This window comes from Streptomyces sp. DF42 (assembly GCF_058267695.1).
The window spans coordinates 2,890,082-2,913,342 of the sequence record NZ_CM177859.1 but is presented as its reverse complement, the minus strand read 5'-3'; the positions used below and the strand labels follow the sequence as shown (position 1 = coordinate 2,913,342).

Annotated in this window: 23 protein-coding genes and 1 pseudogene; 12 read left to right on the top strand and 12 right to left on the bottom strand. The window is 69.6% G+C overall.

Features of this window, described 5'->3' with window-relative positions; translation table 11 throughout:
- Nucleotides 1-27: 27 nt before the first annotated feature.
- Nucleotides 28-915: an SGNH/GDSL hydrolase family protein gene (locus tag ACYUED_RS13330; RefSeq protein WP_491292491.1), complete on the bottom strand. Its 888-nt coding sequence runs from the start codon at nucleotides 913-915 to the stop codon at nucleotides 28-30.
- Between the two features lie 266 nt (nucleotides 916-1,181).
- Here ACYUED_RS13330 and ACYUED_RS13325 point away from each other — a divergent pair, with 266 nt between their 5' ends.
- Nucleotides 1,182-1,676 (top strand): DUF3145 domain-containing protein, encoded by a 495-nt coding sequence (locus ACYUED_RS13325; RefSeq protein ID WP_266513626.1) that lies wholly within the window; start codon nucleotides 1,182-1,184, stop codon nucleotides 1,674-1,676.
- 173 nt (nucleotides 1,677-1,849) lie between these two features.
- Here the strand turns inward: ACYUED_RS13325 and fabF are convergent, their stop codons facing one another.
- From fabF to ACYUED_RS13300, 5 genes are all read right to left on the bottom strand, one after another.
- A complete protein-coding gene (gene fabF, locus ACYUED_RS13320; RefSeq protein ID WP_491292490.1) occupies nucleotides 1,850-3,121 on the bottom strand; it encodes a beta-ketoacyl-ACP synthase II in 1,272 nt (423 codons plus the stop codon).
- Nucleotides 3,122-3,201: 80 nt separating this feature from the next.
- A complete protein-coding gene (locus tag ACYUED_RS13315) occupies nucleotides 3,202-3,450 on the bottom strand; it encodes an acyl carrier protein (protein WP_030678203.1) in 249 nt (82 codons plus the stop codon).
- 76 nt (nucleotides 3,451-3,526) lie between these two features.
- The gene (locus tag ACYUED_RS13310; protein WP_491292489.1) at nucleotides 3,527-4,522 is read right to left on the bottom strand and encodes a ketoacyl-ACP synthase III; all 996 of its coding nucleotides are present in this window, start codon (nucleotides 4,520-4,522) and stop codon (nucleotides 3,527-3,529) included.
- A 21-nt stretch (nucleotides 4,523-4,543) separates the two neighbouring features.
- Nucleotides 4,544-5,461, bottom strand: coding sequence for an ACP S-malonyltransferase (locus tag ACYUED_RS13305; protein WP_491292488.1), 918 nt, complete (start codon nucleotides 5,459-5,461; stop codon nucleotides 4,544-4,546).
- Nucleotides 5,462-5,550: 89 nt separating this feature from the next.
- The gene (locus ACYUED_RS13300) at nucleotides 5,551-6,756 is read right to left on the bottom strand and encodes a PucR family transcriptional regulator (RefSeq protein WP_491292487.1); all 1,206 of its coding nucleotides are present in this window, start codon (nucleotides 6,754-6,756) and stop codon (nucleotides 5,551-5,553) included.
- A gap of 74 nt (nucleotides 6,757-6,830) precedes the next feature.
- On the opposite strand from ACYUED_RS13300, the gene ACYUED_RS13295 reads away from it, so the two are divergent.
- Entirely contained in the window at nucleotides 6,831-7,493 is a 663-nt protein-coding gene (locus ACYUED_RS13295; protein ID WP_491294243.1) for a pirin family protein, read from the top strand.
- Between the two features lie 535 nt (nucleotides 7,494-8,028).
- Here the strand turns inward: ACYUED_RS13295 and ACYUED_RS13290 are convergent.
- Complete coding sequence (locus ACYUED_RS13290) at nucleotides 8,029-8,847, bottom strand: serine hydrolase domain-containing protein (RefSeq protein ID WP_491292486.1); 819 nt, start codon at nucleotides 8,845-8,847, stop codon at nucleotides 8,029-8,031.
- Between the two features lie 116 nt (nucleotides 8,848-8,963).
- Here ACYUED_RS13290 and ACYUED_RS13285 point away from each other — a divergent pair, with 116 nt between their 5' ends.
- Complete coding sequence (locus ACYUED_RS13285) at nucleotides 8,964-9,434, top strand: MerR family transcriptional regulator (protein ID WP_266513614.1); 471 nt, start codon at nucleotides 8,964-8,966, stop codon at nucleotides 9,432-9,434.
- Nucleotides 9,431-10,447, top strand: coding sequence for an aldo/keto reductase (locus ACYUED_RS13280; RefSeq protein ID WP_491292485.1), 1,017 nt, complete (start codon nucleotides 9,431-9,433; stop codon nucleotides 10,445-10,447). The genes ACYUED_RS13285 and ACYUED_RS13280 overlap by 4 nt, the downstream gene beginning before the upstream one ends.
- A gap of 22 nt (nucleotides 10,448-10,469) precedes the next feature.
- Here ACYUED_RS13280 and ACYUED_RS13275 read toward each other — a convergent pair whose 3' ends face one another.
- Both ACYUED_RS13275 and ACYUED_RS13270 read right to left on the bottom strand, forming a co-directional pair.
- On the bottom strand, nucleotides 10,470-11,330 hold the full coding sequence (locus tag ACYUED_RS13275) for a DUF4429 domain-containing protein (protein ID WP_491292484.1): 861 nt from the start codon (nucleotides 11,328-11,330) through the stop codon (nucleotides 10,470-10,472).
- A gap of 57 nt (nucleotides 11,331-11,387) precedes the next feature.
- Complete coding sequence (locus tag ACYUED_RS13270; protein WP_491292483.1) at nucleotides 11,388-12,605, bottom strand: alpha/beta hydrolase; 1,218 nt, start codon at nucleotides 12,603-12,605, stop codon at nucleotides 11,388-11,390.
- Nucleotides 12,606-12,681: 76 nt separating this feature from the next.
- On the opposite strand from ACYUED_RS13270, the pseudogene ACYUED_RS13265 reads away from it, so the two are divergent.
- A pseudogene (locus ACYUED_RS13265) lies at nucleotides 12,682-13,128 on the top strand (MFS transporter); the annotation flags it as partial.
- 317 nt (nucleotides 13,129-13,445) lie between these two features.
- Nucleotides 13,446-13,754 carry a small hydrophobic protein gene (locus tag ACYUED_RS13260; protein ID WP_266588450.1) on the top strand — a complete coding sequence of 103 codons (309 nt, stop codon included), beginning with the start codon at nucleotides 13,446-13,448 and terminating at the stop codon, nucleotides 13,752-13,754.
- Between the two features lie 51 nt (nucleotides 13,755-13,805).
- Here the strand turns inward: ACYUED_RS13260 and ACYUED_RS13255 are convergent, their stop codons facing one another.
- Together ACYUED_RS13255 and aceE are read right to left on the bottom strand one after the other, a co-directional pair.
- The gene (locus ACYUED_RS13255) at nucleotides 13,806-14,543 is read right to left on the bottom strand and encodes a potassium channel family protein (protein WP_491292482.1); all 738 of its coding nucleotides are present in this window, start codon (nucleotides 14,541-14,543) and stop codon (nucleotides 13,806-13,808) included.
- 159 nt (nucleotides 14,544-14,702) lie between these two features.
- The gene (gene aceE / locus ACYUED_RS13250; RefSeq protein WP_491292481.1) at nucleotides 14,703-17,450 is read right to left on the bottom strand and encodes a pyruvate dehydrogenase (acetyl-transferring), homodimeric type; all 2,748 of its coding nucleotides are present in this window, start codon (nucleotides 17,448-17,450) and stop codon (nucleotides 14,703-14,705) included.
- A 353-nt stretch (nucleotides 17,451-17,803) separates the two neighbouring features.
- On the opposite strand from aceE, the gene ACYUED_RS13245 reads away from it, so the two are divergent.
- From ACYUED_RS13245 to ACYUED_RS13220, 6 genes are all read left to right on the top strand, one after another.
- Entirely contained in the window at nucleotides 17,804-18,235 is a 432-nt protein-coding gene (locus tag ACYUED_RS13245) for a DUF3052 domain-containing protein (RefSeq protein ID WP_266513594.1), read from the top strand.
- A 111-nt stretch (nucleotides 18,236-18,346) separates the two neighbouring features.
- Nucleotides 18,347-18,805, top strand: a complete 459-nt coding sequence (locus tag ACYUED_RS13240) for a peroxiredoxin (protein WP_491292480.1) — start codon at nucleotides 18,347-18,349, stop codon at nucleotides 18,803-18,805.
- A 113-nt stretch (nucleotides 18,806-18,918) separates the two neighbouring features.
- The gene (locus ACYUED_RS13235) at nucleotides 18,919-19,494 is read left to right on the top strand and encodes a calcium homeostasis/redox stress adaptation protein (RefSeq protein ID WP_266513589.1); all 576 of its coding nucleotides are present in this window, start codon (nucleotides 18,919-18,921) and stop codon (nucleotides 19,492-19,494) included.
- A 113-nt stretch (nucleotides 19,495-19,607) separates the two neighbouring features.
- Nucleotides 19,608-20,183: a TerD family protein gene (locus ACYUED_RS13230; RefSeq protein WP_384249247.1), complete on the top strand. Its 576-nt coding sequence runs from the start codon at nucleotides 19,608-19,610 to the stop codon at nucleotides 20,181-20,183.
- Nucleotides 20,184-20,346: 163 nt separating this feature from the next.
- A complete protein-coding gene (locus ACYUED_RS13225) occupies nucleotides 20,347-21,495 on the top strand; it encodes a DUF475 domain-containing protein (protein ID WP_491292479.1) in 1,149 nt (382 codons plus the stop codon).
- Between the two features lie 111 nt (nucleotides 21,496-21,606).
- A complete protein-coding gene (locus tag ACYUED_RS13220; protein ID WP_266513582.1) occupies nucleotides 21,607-22,344 on the top strand; it encodes a TerD family protein in 738 nt (245 codons plus the stop codon).
- 9 nt (nucleotides 22,345-22,353) lie between these two features.
- Here ACYUED_RS13220 and ACYUED_RS13215 read toward each other — a convergent pair whose 3' ends face one another.
- On the bottom strand, nucleotides 22,354-23,181 hold the full coding sequence (locus tag ACYUED_RS13215; RefSeq protein WP_491292478.1) for a TerD family protein: 828 nt from the start codon (nucleotides 23,179-23,181) through the stop codon (nucleotides 22,354-22,356).
- Nucleotides 23,182-23,261: the final 80 nt, after the last annotated feature.

The window sequence follows — 23,261 nt, the reverse complement described above, 5'->3', positions numbered from 1 at the left end:
TGCGGAATTTTAGGTCAAGCACCTGAGTCACGCCGTGCGAGCCGTGATCTTCCGGTAGGCGATCTCCGCCAGCCGCGCCTGCCCGTTCACACTGGGATGGAACCAGTCCCACTGGCTCAACTGGCCCGTACCGAAGCGGTAGTCGTACACCGCGCCGTCGTCGAAGCGGCACCGGCGGTCCTTCGCGCAGACCTCCCGCAGCACCTTGTTGTACGCCTCCACCCGCTTCTGCACCGTGTCCCGGCGCAGCGTCGCCGCCGAGTCCAGCGCGTCCGCGTCGCCCAGCATCGACGGGCAGATGCCGAGCTTCCACACCTGCTTGCCCAGCGGGTTGGTGCGGCCCTCGGACCACAGCCGCTTCAGGTTCGGCACGCTCGCCACGTACACCTGCGTCTTCGGCAGCGACTCGCGCAGCGTGCTCAGCGCGTCCTCGAAGTCCGCGCGGAAGCTGCCCACCGAGGTCATGGCGGAGGTGCTGGCCCGGCAGGCGTCGTTGGCCCCCGCCATCACCGTCACCAACTGCGGCCTGCGTGTCGCCGCCTGCGCCATCTGACCGGGCAGGTCCGCCATCCGCGCTCCGGTCACCGCGTAGTTCCAGCTGCGCTCGGCCGCCCGCGCCTTGCCCAGCAGCCGGACGGCGAGGCTGTCCACCTCGGTGCTGGCGCCGGTCGCCCAGGACACCTCCGGGCAGTCCGACAGGACCGTACAGGCGTCGAAGCCGCGGGTGATGGAGTCACCCACGGCTGCGATCGAGCGGGGGCTCACGTCCCACGCCGGTGTCGGCTTCGCCCTGTGCGCGGTGCCGCCCCTGGGGCCGGCGGAGTTGCCACCGACGGCGTCACAGCCGGCGACGCCCAGGACGGCCGCCGCCACGGCGGCGAGAACGGCCCGTGAGCGGTGGCTTGGCTTCCGCATACGCCGGTGATCCCCTCGGTCGAGTCCGTCCAGTACGGATGTGTCCTCCCATAACAACGCGCGGGAGTTCCCGATCGACGCACCACGCAACGGTTCACACCCGTACAAGCGTCCTGCCGGGTGAATGGCGGACGTTTCGGCGCATCGGGACCGACGGTACGTCACACTCCTTGCGCCGCCGCACGGTAGCCTCGCCATCAACGTGGCTGCCCGGCCACCGCCGTCCGCCCGTTCGCCAGATTGTCCTGCTCTGCCCGGAGGTCCCGGTGACGACACGTGGGGTTCTGTACGTGCACTCCGCGCCGCGCGCGCTGTGCCCGCACGTCGAGTGGGCCGTCGCCGGGGTGCTCGGCACGCGCGTCAACCTCGACTGGATCCGGCAGCCCGCCGCCCCCGGCACCTGGCGCTCGGAGTTCTCCTGGCAGGCCCAGGCGGGCACGGCCTCCAAGCTGGCCTCCGCGCTGCGCGGCTGGCACCTGCTGCGCTTCGAGGTCACCGCCGAGCCCTGCTCCACCGCGGAGGGCGAGCGCTACAGCTGCACCCCCGAACTCGGCATCTTCCACGCCGTCACCGGTATCCACGGCGACATCCTCATCCCCGAGGACCGTCTGCGCGCCGCCCTGACGCGCTCTCAGCGCGACGAGACGGACCTGGAGGCCGAGATCGCCAAACTCCTCGGCAAGCCCTGGGACGACGAACTGGAGCCGTTCAGATACGCGGGCGAAGGCGCCCCGGTCCGCTGGCTCCACCAGGTGGTCTGACAGAGGGTCTGAAACGCCCCGAGGGCACGCCCCCAAAGGGGCGCGGGGAACTGCGCCGGGGAACTGCGCGACAAGCCCCCACCGGCTCGCGGTCGGCACACAACGGACACCGGAAACGGCGTGTGGCCCGCCCCCGATCAGGGGTTCGGGCCACACGCCGTTCACAAGGGCGATCAGACCGTACGGAACGCCAACACCACGTTGTGCCCACCAAACCCGAACGAGTCGTTCAGCGCGGCGATCCGCCCCTCGACGGGAAGCTTGCGGGCCTCGCCGCGCACGATGTCCGCGTTCGCCTCGGCCTCGGGGTCGAGGTTCTCGACATTGATGGTCGGCGGAGCGATCCGGTTGTACAGCGCGAGGACCGTCGCGACGGACTCGACGCCGCCCGCGCCACCCAGCAGGTGACCGGTCATCGACTTGGTCGCGGAGACCGCCATGTGGTCCGCGTCGTCGCCGAACACCTTGCGCAGCGCCTTCAGCTCGGCCACGTCACCGGCCGGCGTCGAGGTGGCGTGCGCGTTGACGTGCACGATCTCGGCCGGGTTCAGGTCGGTGCGGTCCAGCAGGTTCTGCAGGGCCTGCGAGATGCCACGGCCCTCGGGCTCCGGCTGCACGATGTCGTGCGCGTCGGCGGAGATGCCCTGGCCGACCGCCTCGGCGTACACCCGAGCACCACGCCTCGCGGCGTGCTCGGCGGACTCCAGGACGATGACACCCGCGCCCTCGCCGAGGACGAAGCCGTCACGGGCGATGTCGTAGGGACGCGAGGCGCCCTCGGGGTCGTCGTTGTTCTTGGACATCGCCATCATGTTGCCGAACGCGGCGATGGGGAGGGGGTGGATGGCCGCCTCCGTGCCACCCGCGACGACGACGTCGGCGCGGCCGGTGCGGATCATCTCGATGGCGTAGCCGATGGCCTCGGCGCCCGACGCGCAGGCGGAGACCGGGGTGTGCACGCCCGCACGGGCGCCCACCAGCAGGCCCACGTTGGCGGACGGGCTGTTCGGCATCAGCATGGGAACGGTGTGCGGGGAGACGCGGCGTACGCCCTTCTCCTTGAGCACGTCGTACTGGTCGAGCAGGGTCGTCACGCCGCCGATGCCGGAGGCGATGACGGCGCCGAGACGGTCCGGGTCGATGCTCGCATCGTCACCCGCCTTCTCGGTGAAACCGGCGTCCGCCCAGGCCTCCTTGGCCGCGATCAGCGCGAACTGCGCCGAGCGGTCCAGGCGGCGGGCCTGCGGGCGCGGGATGACCTCGGAGGGCTCCACGGCGACCGGCGCGGCGATGCGGACCGCCTGCTCGGCGGCCCATTCCTGCTCCAGGGGCTTCACACCGGACTTGCCGGCGATCAGGCCCTCCCAGGTAGAGGCTGCGTCGCCACCCAGCGGTGTGGTTGCGCCGATACCGGTGACGACCACGGTGCGATTGGTCGGGCTCACGGGAATTCTTTCTCCAACGGATCGGGATTCAGCGGCGCCACCGCCGGGTGGCGGGGCAATGCAGCCGGGGCCTGGAAGGCTCAGGCCTGGTGCGTGAGGATGTAGTTGGTCGCGTCGCCGACCGTCTTGAGGTTCTTGACGTCCTCGTCCGGGATCTTGACGTCGAAGCGCTCTTCAGCGGCGACGACGACCTCGACCATGGACAGCGAGTCGACGTCCAGGTCGTCGGTGAAGGACTTGTCCAGCTGGACGTCCTCAACCGGGATGCCGGCGATCTCGTTCACGATGTCGGCGAGACCGGCGACGATCTCTTCCTGAGTGGCGGCCATGTTGGCGCTCCTTCGTTTATATCCAGAGGGTTGGCAGTGCTTCCCGTGCCGGACCGGTCGATCCGGCACGGAGTGCCTAGGGGAGGGTAACGACAGTGGCGGCGTAGACGAGACCCGCCCCGAATCCGATGACGAGCGCGGTGTCGCCGCTCTTCGCCTCGCCGGTCGCCAGAAGCCGCTCCATAGCGAGCGGAATCGAGGCGGCCGAGGTGTTGCCGGTGGTGCGTACGTCACGCGCGACCGTGACGTGCTCCGGCAGTTTCAACGTCTTCACCATCGAGTCGATGATCCGCTCGTTGGCCTGGTGAGGAATGAAGACATCCAGGTCGTCCGGGGTGATCCCGGCCGCGTCCAGCGCCTGCTGGGCGACCTTCGCCATCTCGAACACGGCCCAGCGGAACACCGCCTGGCCCTCCTGCGTGATCGCAGGGAACTTGCCCGTGCTGTCGTAGTCGGTCCATGGCACGGTCTGCTTGATGGTGTCGGACTTGTCGCCCTCCGAGCCCCACACGGTCGGGCCGATGTGCGGCTCCCGCGACGGGCCCACCACGACCGCGCCCGCGCCGTCGCCGAACAGGAAGGCCGTGGCCCGGTCTTCCAGGTCGGTCAGGTCGGACAGCCGCTCGACGCCGATGACGAGGACGTACTCCGCGGAGCCCTCGACGATCATGCCCTTGGCGAGCGTGAGGCCGTAGCCGAAGCCGGCGCAGCCCGCCGAGATGTCGAAGGCGGCGGCCTTGGCCGTGCCGAGCTTGTCGGCGATCTCGGTGGCGACGGCCGGGGTCTGCTTGAAGTGGGAGACGGTGGAGACGATCACGCCGCCGATCTGCTCGGCGGAGATCCCGGCGTCGGCGATCGCCTTGCCGGACGCCTCGATCGACATCGCGGCGACGGTCTCCTCGTCGGAGGCCCAGTGCCGGGTCTCGATCCCGGAGCGCGAACGGATCCACTCGTCGGACGAGTCGATCGTCTCGAGGATCACCTCGTTCGGCACCACCCGGACCGGGCGGTAGCCGCCCACGCCCAGGATGCGCGCGTACGGGGCGCCCTTGCTGGGCTTGATCTTCGACATCTTCGTACGGCTCCTTTGGGCTCAGGCTTCGGCGTGCTCTGCGATGAGCTCGCGGGCCGCGTCGAGGTCGTCGGGGGTCTTGAGCGCCAGGGTCCTCACACCCGGCAGCGCGCGCTTGGCGAGGCCGACCAGCGTGCCGCCCGGGCACACCTCGATGATCGCTGTCGCGCCGAGTTCCTTGAAGGTCTCCATGCACCGGTCCCAGCGGACCGGGTTGGCCACCTGGCCGACCAGCCGCTCCAGCACCTCGGCGCCGGTGGCGACCGCCTGCCCGTCCTTGTTCGAGACGTACGTGAACCTCGGGTCGGCGGGGGCGAGATCGGCGGCGGCCTTGGCCAGCGCGTCGACCGCGGGGGCCATGTGGTGCGTGTGGAAGGCGCCGGCGACCTTGAGCGGGACGACCTTGCGCACGCCCTCGGGCTTGTCCTCGTTCAGTACGGCGAGCTGCTCCAGCGTGCCCGCGGCGACGATCTGGCCCGCGCCGTTCACGTTGGCCGGGGTCAGGCCCAGCTTCTCCAGGTGCGCGACGGACACGTCGGGGTCGCCGCCCAGCAGCGCCGACATGCCGGTCTCGGTGATCGCGGCGGCGTCGGCCATGGCCAGACCCCGCTTGCGCACGAGGGTCAGCGCGGCGGTGTCGTCGAGGACGCCCGCGAAGGAGGCGGCGGTGATCTCGCCGACGCTGTGGCCCGCGACGGCGCCCGGCGTGATGGCACCCAGTGCCGCGGCGGACAGGATGCCGGCGGCGACGAGCAGCGGCTGCGCGACGGAGGTGTCACGGATCGCGTCGGCGTCGGCCTGGGTGCCGTAGTGGGCGAGGTCCAGTCCGATGGCGTCCGACCAGGCGGCGACGCGGTCGGCGGCACCGGGGAGGTCGAGCCAGGGAGTCAGGAAGCCGGGCGTCTGGGCACCCTGGCCGGGAGCGACGAGTACGAGCACTCTCACACTCTCTCTTGTGGACGGCCTGCGCCGCCCGTGAGGACAGGGACGAAGAACACGAGGGGGTTTTGTGGGCCCCCGACAAAAGACTAGGCCGGGAGATCTCCCTCGGCCAGACGCCCCAGGATCAGAGCGATCCGCAGCGTGAAGGCGGAGCGTACATCGGAAGGTGACCAGCCGGTGACGTCAGTCACACGTCGGAGCCGGTAGCGCACGGTATTGGGGTGAACGAAGAGCATCCGGGCGGCGCCTTCGAGACTGCTCGCCTGCTCGAGATAGACGGAGAGCGTCTCCAGAAGTGCGGACCCGGCCTCCTCGAGCGGTCTGTAGATCTCCTCCACCAGCTGCTCGCGCGCGTTCGGGTCACCCGCGATCGCGCGCTCCGGAAGCAGATCGTCCGCGAGGACCGGCCGTGGGGCGTCCTGCCAGGCGAAACACGCCTTGAGCCCGGCGGCCGCGGCCTGCGCGGACCGGGTCGCTGTGAGCAGATCGGACACGACGGGCCCGGCCACCACCGGCCCGGCCGCGTACGGCCCGATCAGCGACTTGGCCACGGCGATCGGATTGTCGCTGCCACCGGCGATGACGACGAGCCGGTCGCCGAGCACCCCGGTGAGCACCTGCAGCTTGGCGTGCCGGGCGGCCCGCCGGATCGCCTCGACGGTCAGCTCGGAGTCGCCGTCGGGAGCCGTCCCGAGGACGACACACACATGCTCGGGCGAGCTCCACCCGAGGGCCGCGGCCCTGCTGACCGCACCCTCGTCGGCCTCCCCGCTCAGCACGGCGTTGACGACGAGGGACTCCAGGCGGGCGTCCCAGGCACCGCGTGCCTCGGCGGCCTGGGCGTACACCTGGGCGGTGGCGAAGGCGATCTCCCGGGCGTACACGAGCAGCGCCTCGCGCAGCACGTTCTCGTCCCCGGGAGCGGCCACCTCGTCGATGGCGCTCTCCATGACCTCGATGGTGGTGCGCACCATCTCCACGGTCTGCCGCAGCGTGATGGCCCGGGTCAGCTCGCGCGGCGCGGTGCCGAACACGTCCGTCGAGATGGCCTGGGGCGCGTCCGGATGCCGGAACCACTCGGTGAAGGCGGCGATACCGGCCTGGGCGACCAGCCCGATCCAGGAACGGTTCTCCGGTGGCATCGCCCGGTACCACGACAGCGTCTCGTCCATGCGGGCGATGGCCTGCGCGGCGAGAGAACCGGAGGATTTCTCCAGTCGCTTCAGGGTCGCGGCGTGCGCATGGACGACGCGCGCGACGGCTTCGGGCTTGCTCGTTTCGGGTTCGGGCACGGGGACAAGACTGCCTTATCCGGACGGGAGTGTGTGCCGCCGGGTGGTCGCCGAGGTCTACCGTGGTGCCCGTGATGGACGTACGGCGCGCTGCGGAGCGCTATCCAGGGGGCGACCCGGCAGCCGGCATCGAGTCGCGGCACGCCTTCTCCTTCGGTCCCCACTACGACCCCGACAACCTCCGCTTCGGCGCGGTGATCGCCTGCAACGAGGAGCGCCTCGCCCCGGGCGCTGGCTTCGGCGAACACCCGCACAGCCACACGGAGATCGTCACGTGGGTGGTCGAGGGCGAGCTCACCCACCGCGACTCCACCGGCCACGAGACACGGGTGCGCCCCGGCGACGTGCAGCGCCTGAGTTCGGCGGCGGGCGTACGGCACGTCGAGCGCAACGACGGCCCGTCGCCGCTGACCTTCGTCCAGATGTGGCTGGCCCCCCGCGAGCCCGGCGGCGATCCCGGATACGAGATCGTCCACGGCATCGCGGATTCGACGCCGTACGCGGTCCCCGAGGCGGGCGCGATGCTTCACCTGCGGCGGCTGCGGGCGGGGGAGCGGACGGCGGTGCCGGACGGGGCATTCGTCTACGTCCATGTCGTACGGGGTGAAGTGCGCCTGGACGGCCAGGAGTTGGGACCGGGCGACGCGGCCCGCGTCACGGACGCCGAGGACCTGGAGGCGGAGGCGCTGACCGGGGCCGAGCTGCTGATGTGGGAGATGACGGCGGACCAGCGGTAGCCGCACGGCTCCGCCGCGGGCGCGACCAGCGCCCCGTAGGGGGCGCGGGGCTGTGTCGATGTGCGGCTCCGCCGTGGGGCGCGACCTGCCACGAGGGGGCCGCAGTGAACCGCGGCCGTCGTGGCGCTTCTGCGGTGGCGGACCAGCGGTCTACGAGGGCGTGGGGCTGTGTCGATGTGCGGCTCCGCCGTGGGGCGCGACCTGCCAGGGCGGCGCCGCAGCGAATCACGGCCGTCGTGGCGCTTCTGCGGTGGCGCATCAGCGGCCCGCAGGGGCATGGGGCTGTGTCGATGTGCGGCTCCGCCGTGGGGCGTGACCTGCCACGAGGGGGCCGCAGTGAACCGCGGCCGTCGTGGCGCTTCTGCGGTGGCGGACCAGCGGTCTATGAAGGCGTGGGGCTGTGTCGATGTGCGGCTCCGCCGCGGGGCGTGACCTGCCACGAGGGGGCCGCAGTGAACCGCGGCCGTCGTGGCGTTTCTGCGGTGGCGGACCAGCGGCCCGTAGGGGGCGCGTAGTGGCAGGCCTGGCCGAAGGCTCAGCGCACTTCTGCCAGTACCGCGTCCGTGAACGCCGGCCACGCCTCCACCGCCCACGCCCCGAACGCCCGATCCGTCAAAGCCGCGCACGCGAGCCCCGCGTCGGGGTCGATCCACAGGAACGTGCCCGACTGACCGAAGTGCCCGAAGGTGCGCGGCGAGGAGGAACTCCCCGTCCAGTGCGGTGACTTGGAGCCGCGGATCTCGAAGCCGAGCCCCCAGTCGTTCGGGTTCTGGTGGCCGTAGCCCGGCAGGACGCCCTTGGTGCCCGGGTACTGGACCGTCATCGCCTCGGAGACCGTGCGGGGGTCGAGGAGACGCGGGGCCTGGAGCTCGGCGGCGAAGCGCAGCAGGTCCTCGACCGTGGAGACACCGTCCTTCGCCGGGGAGCCCTCCAGCGAGGTGGCCGCCATCCCCAGCGGCTCCAGCACCGCCTGGCTCAGATACTCGGCGAAGGGGATCTCCGTCGCCTTGGCGATGTGGTCGCCGAGCTGCTCGAAGCCGGCGTTGGAGTACAGCCGCCGCTCCCCGGGCGGGGCGGTCACCCGGTGCTCGTCGAAGGCGAGCCCCGAGGTGTGGGCGAGCAGATGCCGGGCCGTCGACCCGGGCGGGCCGGCCGGCGCGTCGAGCTCGATCGCCCCCTCCTCGTACGCGACGAGCGCGGCGTACGCTGCGAGCGGTTTGGTGACCGAGGCCAGCCGAAAGCGCCGGTCGACGGGGCCGTGGGCGCCCAGGACCGTCCCGTCACCCCGCACGACACCCGCCGCAGCGGTGGGAACCGGCCAGTTCTCGATCAACGCAAGGCTCTGCAAGGACATGGGGACGAGCCTAAGCGGCCCACGGGTTCATACTCTTCGTGGGGTCAGGCTGTCAGGCCTGTTTCTTACCGGTTCCGCTTGCTTGGAGTGCACTCCAAGGCCATAGCGTTGAGGGCATGACGGTGATGGAGACCACGCCCACCCGGACCGATGCCTGCGGAGCCCCGCCCCACCCCCACCGGCGCCCCGAGGGCCAGGACAGCTACACGATCAGCGAGGTCGTCGCCTTCACCGGGCTGACCGCGCACACCCTGCGCTGGTACGAGCGCATCGGCCTGATGCCGCACGTCGACCGCTCGCACACAGGTCAGCGCCGCTACAGCAACCGCGACCTCGACTGGCTCGACCTCGTCGGCAAGCTGCGGCTCACCGGCATGCCGGTCGCCGACATGGTGCGGTACGCGGAACTGGTGCGCGAGGGCGACCACACGTTCGGGCAGCGGTTCGAGCTGCTGGAGGCGACCCGCCGCGACGTGCTGGCCCGGGTCGCCGAACTCCAGGACACCCTCGCGGTGCTCGACCGGAAGATCAGTTTCTATGCGGACGCGGGCCGCGCCCGTATCCACGAGGCGGAGAAGGTGCGATGACCGACAGCAGGATCCCGGCGATACGACTCGGCGACACCGGCCCCGAGGTCGGCATACAGGGCCTCGGCTGCATGGGCATGAGCTTCGCCTACGGCCCCGCCGACGCGAAGGAGTCGCGGGCCACCCTGGAGCGGGCCCTGGAACTCGGCGTCACGCTGTACGACACCGCGGAGGGGTACGGCGACGGGGACAACGAACGCTTCCTTTCCCCGTTCGTCAACGCCCACCGGGACGAGGTCGTGATCGCGACGAAGTTCGGCGTACGCGTCCCGGCCGGCGACCGCACGAAGCGGATCATCCGCGGTGACGAGGCGTACGTCCGCCAGGCCGTCGAGGGCAGCCTCCGCCGCCTCGGCATCGACGTCATCGACCTCTACTACATGCACCGGCGCGATGTGAACGTGCCGATCGAGGAGACCGTCGGCGCCATGGCCGAGCTGGTGCGCCAGGGCAAGGTCAAGCACCTCGGCCTCAGCGAGGTCACCGCCGAGGAGCTGCGCGCCGCACAGGCCGTGCACCCGATCGCCGCCGTCCAGTCGGAGTGGTCCCTGTTCAGCCGGGACATCGAGACCAACGTGGTGCCGGCCGCCCGCGAACTGGGCGTGGCCCTCGTCCCGTACTCCCCGCTGGGCCGCGGCTTCCTCGCGGGCTCCTTCGCCAACGCGGACAAGGACCTGACGGACGGCGACGTCCGCCGCACGATGCCCCGCTTCCAGGGCGAGAACGCCGCGGCCAACGCGACGCTGCTGGAACCGATCCGCGCGGTGGCCGAAGCACACGAGGTGTCGCCCGCCCAGATCGCCCTGGCCTGGGTCCAGCGGCGAGCGGCCGTACACGGCCTCCCGGTGGCCCAGATCCCGGGCACGACGAAGCGCAGGAGGATCGAGGAGAACGCAGCGGCCACACAGATCGTGCTGACGGACGACGAACTGGCCCTGCTGGAACCGATCGCGGACAAGGTGGCAGGAACGCGCTACCCGGACATGCGCTTCGCATCAGCCGGACGTGAGTAGAGCAACCGCAACCCGGCAGACGCTAAAGCTCCGCCAGCAGCTCCGCCTTCTTCGCCGAGAACTCCTCATCCGTCACCAGGCCCGCCTGGTGCAGTTCCCCCAGGTGCCGGATTCTCTCGGCGATGTCGGCGGGGTCACGGCGCGGCACGCCGGCCGGCACCGCTGCCACCGGCCCGCGGTGCCGCACAGCGGCCAGCACGGCCGCCGCGAACGGCAGTGACTCGTGCACCGGCCCGTACCCGAGCCCGAACACCACGGCCGCCGGATCCTGGTCCGCCTGCGCGGGTGCCGCCGCCCCGTCCCGCCGTATCAGCCGGAGGTGACCCTCGAAGACCTCGGGGGAGCGCCACTCCACCCCGCTCAGCTCGCCGACCGGAACGCTCTGGTCGCCGGCCTTCCATTTCGCCGACGACGCCCCCGTCCAGAACCACCGGAAGTGCACGGTCTTCCCGTCGAAGGACGCCTTCGCGTCGTACGCCTTGAACTGCCGGGGCGCCTCGGGGGCGCTCACCAGATACCGCTCGGCCGCCTCGCCGTCGTCCTTCAGCTGCGTCCGCAGTTCGTCGGCGTAGTACTCGGCGAGCGTCTCGCGCTCGGCGGGCAGCACCAGCCGGTAGGGATCGCACCCCTCCTTCAGCTGCCCGGCGGCCGCCTCCATCAGCGGGTCGGCGCCGGCGCGGGGCTCGATGCGCAGGACGACCGTGCCGCGCCTGCCGGGGGTCAGGGTCACCCCGGCGATCGCCTCGATCGGAACACGACGCTCACCGAGCGCCTGGAAGAGCTTGGGTGCTCGAATGCCCCGTTCGTAACGGATGAGCACGGAGTCGGACTCGAACTCCCAGGCGGCATGCAATCCGGCCAGTACGTCACCCATGCGGCTCATCGTATGCGGGACCCGCTCCTTCGTCGCCACCCTGCGCAGACCGCAGTTTCTCCGCCTCTACGCGCGTCCGGCCGCGGCCGCGCCGGACAAACCCGCCCGGCAGGCGTCACCCTCGCGCGCACACTGGACCGACCGGTACGCGCCAACACCGATCTCCGCGAAGTTCAGCACGCTCTGTGTGCCCGGCTCGAAATAACCGGCATGCCCCTTCGCGCCCTGCGCCGACAGCACGCGCGCCCCGAAAGCGCCCGACACCGGGTCGGCACCGTGACCCAGCCCGCCGACCTCCAGGTACGGCACGTCCTGGATCCAGTCCGTGGCGTTGCGCATCGCCCACACATGGGCGGAGGTGTGCAGGTGGGAGGCCGTCCCCGCGCGCATACCGGGGCTGGCGGCCACCGCTATGTCGGTCACCCGGCGCGGCACCGTGTGCGCGGCCACCCCGCAGACCACGGAGCCGTAGCTGTGGCAGAACAGCGACACCGGCGCGTCGCCGGGCAGCCCGCGCAGCATCGCGTTCAGCCGCACCGCACCGTCCTCCGCGCGCATCGCCGTGGCCGAGTCGATGCCAAGGCCGGCGGGCGCCGTGTAGTCGGCCCAGGCGATCACGGCCGTACGCGTCGTCGGGCTCGCCGCCCGCTCGGCCGCGTACAGCGACCTGGCCATGCCGACCGGTGCCGTGTACCGGCGGTTCGTCTTCTGGAAGGTCAGCAGATCGGTGTCGACCCCGGGGACGACGACCGACACCCGCTCGGCCTTCTGCAGGTTCCCGATCACCTCGGCGATCCGCCCCGAGCCGTCCGGGTCGAAAGCGAGGATGTGCCGGCCCGCGTGCGCCAGCGACTCGTAGCGGTGCATACGGCGCCCCGCTTCCCGCTGCCCGAGGGCTGAAAGGCGGAGGTCGCGCATGCGCTTGCGCTCGATCTTGCGCTGCTGGACGAGCGCCAGCTTGTTGGCGCGGTAGCGCAGCTCGACGGGGGCGCCGTTCATGTTGCCGACCGCCAGGGGATAGCGGTCGGCGAGTCGGGCGCGCTCCTGAGCGGTGAGCGAGGTGAAGAAGCGGGCGAGGCGAGCGGGGGCGGCGTCGGGGCCCGGGAGGTGGTGTCCGTGGACGCGGCCGTGCTCCCAGGAGGAGAGCGAAGCCTGCAGCGGAGTCGCCTCACGGTGGCTGTGCAGGGCTGTCCAGCCGGTGGTCGCCAGCATGACGAAGACGACGGCCAGGGCGAGCAGCGCCCGCCCGACGTTCAGTTGCGGGGAGGTGTCGAAGGAAGTCACTGGGAGGACACACTAGGAGAACGAGAGGGTCTCGCGTGAGCCGAGTGACAGGGATCACGTTTCGATAAACGTGGCGATGACCTCACTGTCTCCCGGCGTGTCTCAGCGTGATCGCCAGTTCTCCGTGAGTGCGGGCCCCACCTGTTCGAGGTTCGAGAGGGTCAGCGCGCGCATGGCCGATGGTGGCCCTCGACGGCACCATCGTGGCCATCGCCGACCCGGCCATCCAGAAGGACCTGAAGGCGAGCTTCGCCGACGTCCAGTGGATCACCCACGGGTACTTGGGTACTTCCTCGCCCTCGCGGTGTCGCTGATCACCGCGGGCAAGCTCGGCGACCGTTTCGGACACCGTCAGACCTTCCTGGTCGGTGTGACCGGCTTCGCGGCCGCCTCCGGCGCCGACGGCCTGTCCAGCAGCATCGGCGCGGTCGTCACCTTCCGCGTCCTCCAGGGTCTGTTCGGCGCCCTGCCGATGCAGGCCGCGCTCGGTCTGCTGCGCGCGACCTTCCCGGCCGCCCTGCTCACCAAGCGCGGGGCGAACGAGGAGGCGGGTGCGGGCGCGGCCCACATCTGACGCGCCAACCTGAGGGGTTTTCAACGGACTTCGCTCATCAGGGTGAAGACGCTAAAGATTCCTCGCTCCCGGTGCGCACCACAGGCCACAGTGGTCACGCCCCTCCGTACGGCATGTTCCTCGGGCAAGTTCGTACGGTGCTCAGGGCGACCGGTGCTGCGGCGCGCTGCCGGAGGGGGGCAGCGCGCCGGCAGCCCGAGGATTAGGAAGCGCACCGGGGGTACCCGCTCCTTGGCCCCGAACAGACCCCGGGGTTCAAGGAGTTGATGATGGCGGGCTTCGGACAAGGAACGCGCAGGCACCCCCGCTCACGTGGCCGTAACTGGTCACGGACCGGGCCGGATCGCGCAACGCTCGGAATCATCGGAGTCATCTGCGCGGTCGCAGGGTTCTTCGTGCTGGGGATCATCCTCGGCCCCGTGGCGATCGTCTGCGGCTGGCTCGCAATGGGCCGCACATGGGCACGCTCAGGTCCCGTACCGGCTCTGGTCGCCCTCGTGCTGGGCGCCATCGACACGCTCCTCGCGATCATCTGGCTCGCAGGGGCGGCAACCCCGGGCAGCGGACTGTTCTGACCCGGGTGCGTGAGGGAAGGGTCCCCGGTGGGACGACCGGGGGCCCTTCCCTCATCTCTCCACGGACGTCTTGCTGAGCGCCGCGACCTCGGCCCGAAGCGCCCGCACTTCCTCCGTCAGCGCCTCGATCGCCTCCGTCTGCCGCCGCTCCTCCACATCGTCCTTCTCGAACCGGGCGAGGAACCACGCGGCGATGTTCGCGGTCACCACACCCAGCAGGGCGATGCCGGCGAGCATCAGGCCGACGGCGATCATCCGCCCCAGGCCGGTGGTCGGCGCGTGATCCCCGTACCCCACGGTCGTCATCGTCGTGAACGACCACCACAGGGCGTCACCCAGCGTCCGGATGTTCCCGTCCGGTGACTCCCGCTCCACCGACAGCACGGCCAGCGAGCCGAACATCAGCAGCCCCACGACCGCGCCGGCCACGTACGTCGTCAGCCTGATCTGGTGGGCCATCCGGGCCCGCCGCCCCACCAGCGTCAACGTCGCGACCATGCGCAGCAGCCGCAGCGGCTGAAGCATCGGCAGGACCACCGCGCACAGGTCCAGCCAGTGCCCGCGCACGAACTCCTTGCGATGGCGGGAGAGCGCGAACCGCGCCACGTAGTCCGCGGCGAACGCCCCCCACACCACCCACTCGACCGCCGTGCACACCGCGGTCAGCGAATGGCCGGCCGAACTGTCCACGATCGGCACGGCGTACGCGAGAGCGAACACCACGGCGAGCGCCAGCAGAGGCCGCTGAGTGAGGTGTTCCCAACGCGCTTGCGGCGATTGTTCCTGCATGCACGCATCGTAAAGAAACAGTGAAGGGGGCGGGGCTCGCGGGCCCCGCCCCCTTCGACCGGTCGACTCCGGGTGCCACCGGCGCCCCGAAAGGGGAGCGGGGAACCGCGCGATCAGCCCCCGCCGGCCCGCAGACTCACACGGACCTCTCGCGGAGCGCTACGCGTCGCCGCCCGCCGCTCCGGGGTGCGCCGCAGACACGTCGAGGAGCTGGTACCGGTCGATCGCCTGCTTCAGCACCGAGCGGTCGACCTTGCCCTCCTTGGCCAGCTCGGTCAGCACCGCCACCACGATCGACTGCGCGTCGATGTGGAAGAAGCGCCGCGCCGCACCACGCGTGTCCGCGAAACCGAACCCGTCGGCGCCCAGCGACTGGTACGTCCCCGGCACCCACCGGGCGATCTGGTCCGGAACCGACCGCATCCAGTCGGAGACGGCCACGAACGGCCCCTCGGCCCCGCTCAGCTTCCGCGTCACGTACGGCACCCGCTGCTCCTCCTCCGGGTGCAGCAGATTGTGCCGCTCGACGTCCACGGCCTCGCGCCGCAGCTCGTTCCAGGAGGTCGCCGACCAGACGTCGGCCTTGACGTTCCACTCCTCGGCGAGGATCTTCTGCGCCTCGATGGCCCACGGCACGGCCACACCCGACGCCATGACCTGCGCCGGAATCGACCCCGAAGTCCCCGCGCTCAGACGGTGGATGCCCTTGACGATGCCCTCGACGTCCACGTTGTCCGGCTCGGCCGGGTGCTGGATGGGCTCGTTGTAGACGGTGAGGTAGAAGAACACGTCCTCGCCGTGCGGGTGCTCGGCCGAGGAGCCGTACATCCGACGCAGACCGTCCTGCACGATGTGCGCGATCTCGTACGCGTAGGCCGGGTCGTAGGCGACACAGCCCGGGTTGGTCGAGGCGAGCAGCTGCGAGTGGCCGTCCGCGTGCTGCAGACCCTCACCGGTCAGCGTCGTACGCCCCGCGGTCGCACCCAGCACGAAGCCGCGCGCCAGCTGGTCGGACATCTGCCAGAACTGGTCGCCGGTGCGCTGGAAACCGAACATCGAGTAGAAGACGTAGACCGGGATCAGCGGCTCGCCGTGCGTGGCGTAGGCCGAGCCGGCCGCGATCAGCGAGGCCGTGCAGCCCGCCTCGGAGATGCCGTCGTGCAGCATCTGCCCGGTCGGCGACTCCTTGTACGCGAGCAGCAGTTCACGGTCGACCGACTCGTACTGCTGGCCCAGCGGGTTGTAGATCTTCGCGCTCGGGAAGAAGGAGTCCATGCCGAACGTGCGGTACTCGTCCGGCGCGATCAGCACGAACCGCTTGCCGAGCTCCTTGTCCCGCATGAGGTCCTTGAGTAGTCGCACGAAGGCCATCGTCGTGGCGATCGACTGCTGACCGGACCCCTTCTTCACGCTCGCATACGTCTTGTCGTCGGGCAGTGCCAGCGGCTTGGAGCGCACGACGCGGGTGGGGACGTACCCGCCGCAGCCCTTGCGGCGGTCGTGCATGTACTGGATCTCCTCGGAGTTCCGCCCCGGGTGGTAGTACGGCGGAAGCCCGCTCTCCAGCTCCCTGTCGGAGATCGGCAGGTGCAGCCGGTCGCGGAAGCGCTTGAGGTCGTCGACCGTCAGCTTCTTCATCTGGTGCGTGGCGTTGCGGCCCTCGAAGTTCGGGCCCAGCGTCCAGCCCTTGATCGTCTTGGCGAGGATCACGGTCGGCTGGCCCTTGTGCGCCTTGGCCGCCGAGAAGGCCGCGAAGATCTTCTTGTGGTCGTGGCCACCGCGCCCCAGGTGCAGGATCTGGTCGTCGGTCATGCCCTCGACCATCGCGCGCAGCCGCTGGTCGTCGCCGAAGAAGTGGTCGCGGATGTACGCGCCGGACTCGGTCGCGTACGTCTGGAACTGACCGTCCGGCGTCGTGTTCATCTTGTTGACCAGCAGGCCGTCGCGGTCCTGGGCCAGCAGCGGGTCCCAGGAGCGGTCCCAGATCAGCTTGATGACGTTCCAGCCGGCGCCCCGGAAGACCGACTCCAGCTCCTGGATGACCTTGCCGTTGCCGCGCACCGGGCCGTCCAGGCGCTGCAGGTTGCAGTTGACGACGAAGGTCAGGTTGTCCAGGCCCTCACGGGCGGCGATGGTCAGCTGGCCGAGCGACTCGGGCTCGTCCATCTCGCCGTCGCCGAGGAAGGCCCACACCTGCGACTTCGAGGTGTCGGCGATCCCGCGCGCGTGCATGTAGCGGTTCATCCGCGCCTGGTAGATCGCACCGATCGGGCCGAGGCCCATCGACACGGTCGGGAACTCCCAGAAGTCCCGCATCGAGCGCGGGTGCGGATACGAGGACAGGCCGTGCGGAGCCTTCGACTTCTCCTGCCGGAACCCGTCGAGGTTCTCCTCGGTCAGCCGGTCGAGGAGGAACGCGCGCGCGTAGATGCCGGGAGAGGCGTGGCCCTGGAAGAAGACCTGGTCACCGCCGTCGCCCTCGTCCTTGCCGCGGAAGAAGTGGTTGAAGCCCACGTCGTACAGCGACGCGGAGGAGGCGAAGGTGGCGATGTGGCCGCCGACGCCGATGCCCGGGCGCTGGGCGCGCGAGACCATCACCGCGGCGTTCCAGCGGGTCGCGTTCAGGACCTTGCGCTCGATCTCCTCGTTGCCGGGGAAGAACGGCTCGCTCTTGGTCGGGATGGTGTTGACGTAGTCCGTGCTGCGCATCTCGGGCACGGCCACGCGCTTCTCGCGGGCTCGCTCGATCAGTCGCAGCATCAGGTAGCGGGCCCGCTCACGGCCTCGCTCGTCGACGGCGGCGTCGAGCGAGTCGAGCCACTCCTGGGTCTCCTCGGGGTCGAAGTCAGGAACCTGACTCGGAAGGCCGCCAATGATGATCGGGTTGCGATCGGATCCGGAAGCCACGCTGTTCCTTACCTGTCAGAGGGCTGCTTTGAGCTGCATCTCGGTATGCCTGCACCGTTCCCCATCGTGTACCTCGCCGACGCAAACGTCATCTCTACTGAGAGGTAACCGAGACCTCCGGCAGCTTTCACAGGTTCCCAATGCCACAAAGGGGGCAGAAAGGTGTGGTGTAGGTCACTTTTGGCGGCGACCGTGTGCCTGAAGTTGGGGTGACACGGCCAGGATCGTCACCGTTTCGGCGGTCTGAACGGCCGGGTACTTGCGCGATCCGCCCCGCCCGTGTGGACTACGGCCAATGCTTCGCGCACGCGCGTGGCTGAGATATTCACCAAGACATGATCAGGAGGCAACCCGTGAGCGCGACCGCGGACCACGCGGAGACGAGCCCTGCCGTCAGGCTGGGGTTCCAGCCCGAGCAGGTGGTCCAGGAGATCGGCTACGACGACGACGTAGACCAGGAACTCCGCGAGGCCATTGAGCAAGTCATCGGCAGTGACCTTGTGGACGAGGATTACGACGACGTCGCCGATGCCGTGGTGCTCTGGTTCCGCGACGACGACGGCGACCTGACCGATGTGCTGGTGGATGCCACCACGTACATCGAGGAGGGCGGGTCGATCCTGTTGCTGACGCCGAAGACCGGCCGTGACGGCTACGTGGAGCCGAGCGACATCTCCGAAGCCTCGACGACCGCGGGGCTGTCCGCCTCCAAGAGCGTCAGTGTGGGCAAGGACTGGAGCGGCAGCCGGCTCGTGACGCCGAAGGCGGCCAAGTCCAAGAAGTGACATCGCCGGACGGGCCGAGCCGTCGTGCTCGGCCCGTCCGTCGGCTTTCGGTGATCGCTGAGTAGGGTGGTTCCACCACCCGAACAGCCCTACCGAAAGGAACAAACTGCGATGGCGATCCAGGTCGGCGACAAGGCCCCCGACTTCGAGCTCAAGGACAACCACGGCGCCACCGTGCGGCTCTCCGACTTCCGTGGAGAGAAGAACGTGGTCCTGCTCTTCTACCCCTTCGCCTTCACCGGCGTGTGCACCGGTGAGCTGTGCGCGGTGCGCGACAGCCTGCCGCAGTTCTCCGACCGCGACACCCAGGTGCTCGCCGTCTCCAACGACTCCATCCACACCCTGCGCGTCTTCGCCGAGCAGGAGGGCCTGGAGTACCCGCTGCTGGGCGACTTCTGGCCGCACGGCGAGGTCTCCCGCGCCTACGACGTCTTCGACGAGGACAAGGGCTGCGCGGTGCGCGGCACCTTCGTCATCGACAAGGAGGGCGTGGTGCGCTGGACCGTCGTCAACGCGCTCATGGACGCCCGCGACCTGAACGAGTACGTAAAGGCACTCGACACCCTGTGATGGTTGGCCCTCAAGGCCTGCGTGCCGCGGGAACCCGTCACTAGGATCGACTCGTTGATCCGATGTCAGAACGCACGCGGGGCTCCCCGCCCCTGGAACCCAATGGAGGACTCGTGGGAGTCAGCCTCAGCAAGGGCGGCAACGTATCGCTGACCAAGGAGGCCCCGGGCCTGACCGCGGTCATCGTCGGTCTGGGGTGGGACGTCCGCACCACGACCGGCACCGACTTCGACCTGGACGCCAGCGCGCTGCTGGTGAACTCGTCCGGCAAGGTCGCCAGCGACGCGAACTTCGTCTTCTTCAACAACCTCAAGAGCCCGGACGGCTCAGTGGAGCACACCGGTGACAACATCACCGGTGAGGGCGAGGGCGACGACGAGCAGATCAAGATCAACCTCGTCGGCGTCCCGGCCGATGTCGACAAGATCGTCTTCCCGGTCTCGATCTACGACGCCGAGAACCGCCAGCAGTCCTTCGGCCAGGTGCGCAACGCGTTCATCCGCGTGGTGAACCAGGCGGGCGAGGCGGAGATCGCGCGTTACGACCTCTCCGAGGACGCCTCGACGGAGACCGCCATGGTCTTCGGCGAGCTGTACCGGCATGGTGCGGAGTGGAAGTTCCGCGCCATCGGCCAGGGCTACGCCTCGGGCCTGCGCGGCATCGCGCAGGACTTCGGCGTGAACGTCTGAGACACGTCACAGGGCACACGGCAGGGCCTCATCGGCCGGCGCCGCACCGTTTGGGTGCGGCGCCGGCCGCGCAGGACAACCAAACAAGCACCATCTCGGGGAGGACCAGCATCATGGGCGTCACGCTCGCCAAGGGGGGCAACGTCTCCCTGTCCAAGGCCGCACCCAACCTCACTCAGGTGATGATCGGGCTCGGCTGGGACGCGCGCTCCACCACCGGAGCCCCGTTCGACCTCGACGCCAGCGCCCTGTTGTGCAACGGCGGGCGGGTGCTGGGCGACGAATACTTCGTCTTCTACAACCAGCTCAAGAGCCCGGAGGGCTCGGTCGAGCACACGGGCGACAACCTCACCGGTGAGGGCGAGGGCGACGACGAGTCGATCCTGGTCGAGCTCGGCCAGGTGCCCGCCCAGTGCGACAAGATCGTCTTCCCGGTCTCGATCCACATGGCCGACGAGCGCGGCCAGACCTTCGGACAGGTGAGCAACGCCTTCATCCGCGTCGTCAACCAGGCCGACGGCCAGGAGCTCGCGCGCTACGACCTCTCCGAGGACGCCTCCACCGAGACCGCCATGATCTTCGGCGAGCTCTACCGCTACCAGGGCGAATGGAAGTTCCGGGCTGTGGGGCAGGGGTACGCGTCGGGACTGCGCGGAATCGCCCTGGACTTCGGGGTCAACGTTTCGTAAAGCCCAGCTCTCCGGCCGGCCGGGGCCCGCATGTCCCTGCCGGAGGGACCTCCCCCTAGACTGTGCGGCGAGCGTCAACATTGAGTAAAGCCGAGTACGGCGCGGGGGAGACCCTCCCCCAGACTCCGTCTGGGGGGACCCCCAACACAGGATTGGGTAGCCAGTGCTTCTGAAAACCTTCGGCTGGTCGTTCGCGATTACCGCGATCGGCCTGGCTGCGGCGGTCCTCTACGGGGGGTGGGAGGCCTTCGGCATCGTGGCGATCCTCTCCGTCCTCGAGATCTCGCTGTCGTTCGACAACGCGGTGGTCAACGCCGGGATCCTGAAGAAGATGAATGCCTTCTGGCAGAAGATCTTCCTCACGGTCGGTGTGCTCATCGCCGTCTTCGGCATGCGGCTGGTCTTCCCCGTCGTCATCGTCGCCATCAGTGCCAAGATCGGCCCGATAGACGCGGTCGACCTCGCTCTCAACAACAAGGACCACTACCAGGAACTCGTCACGGACGCCCATCCGGCGATCGCCGCCTTCGGTGGCATGTTCCTGCTGATGATCTTCCTGGACTTCATCTTCGAGGACCGGGACATCCAGTGGCTGCGCTGGATCGAGCGGCCGCTGGCCAAGCTCGGCAAGGTCGACATGCTGTCGGTCTGCATCGCACTGGTCGTCCTGCTGGTCACCTCGTTCACCTTCGCCACCCATGCCCACCAGCACGGCGGCGCGCATGCCGACAAGGCGCAGACGGTGCTGATCTCCGGCATCGCGGGTCTGATCACGTACATGGTCGTCGGCGGACTCTCCGGCTACTTCGAGGACAAACTCGAGGAAGAGGAGGAGCGGGAGCACGAGGAGGAGGAAGAGGCCGAGCGGACCGGCAAGAAGAAGCCGCCCGTCGTGCTGGCCGGCCAGGCCGCGTTCTTCATGTTCCTCTACCTCGAGGTCCTGGACGCGTCCTTCTCCTTCGACGGCGTGATCGGCGCGTTCGCCATCACCAACGACATCGTGCTGATGGCGCTGGGTCTCGGTATCGGCGCGATGTACGTCCGGTCGCTCACCGTCTACCTGGTCCGCCAGGGCACCCTCGACGACTACGTCTACCTGGAGCACGGCGCGCACTACGCGATCGGTGCCCTGGCCGTGATCCTCATGGTCACCATCCAGTACCAGATCAACGAGGTCATCACCGGACTCGTCGGCGTCATCCTGATCGGCTGGTCCTTCTGGTCCTCCGTGCGCCGCAACAAGGCCCTCGCGGAAGCCGAGGGAAAAGCGGCGGCCTCGGACGAGAAGACTGAGATCTCGTCCGGGGTGTGACACACCTGCGGGTGAGGGAACGCTCTGTGCGGGGCGGCCGGTCTCCGGCCGCCCCGCCGGTTGTTCAAGTACAGCCGGGTCCGAGGGACCCGGGTGAATCTGGGGGCGGGAATGGGCTTCTTTGACGGGCTCTGGCGCGGACGCGAGGCAGACTTCGACTCGGGCAGCGCGGCCACGAACTCCATCGAGCTGACCAAACGGCACCATCAGGTCTCCCTCACCAAGCAGGGCGCGGCGACGGGCCATCTCCGGGTCAACCTGCACTGGCGGATGCGGACGTCCGACATCGGCGGGACGCAGCGGGAGTCCCTGCTGCGACACCCCTTCAAGGCGCTCAGGCCGCCCGAGGTCATGGGGCACAGCCAGAGCATGGTCAACGTCGACCTCGACCTGGCGTGCCTGTACGAGCTCCAGGACGGCACCAAGGGGGTCGTCCAGCCGCTCGGCAACCTCCTCGGGGACGTCAACGCGCCGCCGTACGTCAAGCTCAGCGGGGACGACCGGTTCGGGTCGGCGTCCGGCGAGACGATGTACGTCAACCTCGACCACCGGGACGAGATCAAGCGGCTGCTGGTCTTCGTGTACATCTACGACCAGACGCCGGCTTTCGACCGCACGCACGCGATCGTGACGCTCTACCCGAGCAACGGGCCGCGGATCGAGATACATCTGGACGAACGCCATCCCCAGGCCCGCTCGTGCGCGGTCGTGATGATCGAGAACGTCAAGGGCGAGCTGGTCGTACGGCGCGAGGTGAAGTTCGTCTACGGGTTCCAGGCGGAGCTGGACCGGTTGTACGGGTGGGGTCTGCAGTGGGGGCGGGGCTACAAGTCCAAGGTGGAGCGCTGAGGGCCGCCCCTACGGCCGGATGAACTGGGGTCCCTGGGGCGGGAGCCGGAAGTCGGGGTCCGGGGCGGACGTCACCGCGGGCGGGTAGCCGTAGCCGGACTGGGTGCCCGCAGCGGCTGCCGCCGCGGGCTGGGGGTAGCCGTAGGCGGGCTGCGTCGCGGGGGGCTGCTGGGGATAGCCGTACGCCGGCTGCACGGGGACCGCGGTCGGCTGCTCGGGCGGGAGCGGCTGGGAGACCTCGGGGGCGAGGACCGTGCCGGGCGACTGCGCCTGCCCGAGTTCGGCCGCGGCCTCCGACTCGTCCACCGAGATGCCGAACTCGGTGGCCAGGCCCTTCAGGCCGTTCGAGTAGCCCTCGCCCAGGGCGCGGAACTTCCAGACCTCGCCCCGGCGGTACAGCTCGCCGCAGATCAGGGCCGTCTCCTGGCCCGTCTGCGGCTTGATGTCGAAGTGGATCAGCGGCTCGCCGCCGGCGACGGCCGCGTCGTACAGCAGGATGCGCAGGCCCTGTACGCGGTCGAAGGTGACGTCCTCCGCCGAGGCGACCAGGAGAATCCGGCTGACGCCGGCCTCGACTCCGGCCAGATCTGTCTGGATCGTGTCGGTGAGGCCGTCGGCGACGCGCTTCTTGCCGAGCCACCTGGCTTTGCCGGAGGGGTGCCGGGGCTGGTTGTAGAAGACGAAGTCCTCGTCGGAGCGCACCCGGCCGTCGAGGCCGAGGAGCAGCGCCGAGACGTCGACATCCGGGACCCCCTGCCCGGGCGTCCAGCGCAGCACGGCGCGCACCGTGGCGGCCTCGAGCGGGACGTTCGACCCCTTCAGCATCGCGTGCGTCATGCGGTCATCCTGCCCTCTCGGTTCTGATCACGACAACGCGGGGTACTCGACCCGCAGCCGTGTCGAATCGCCGTCGACAT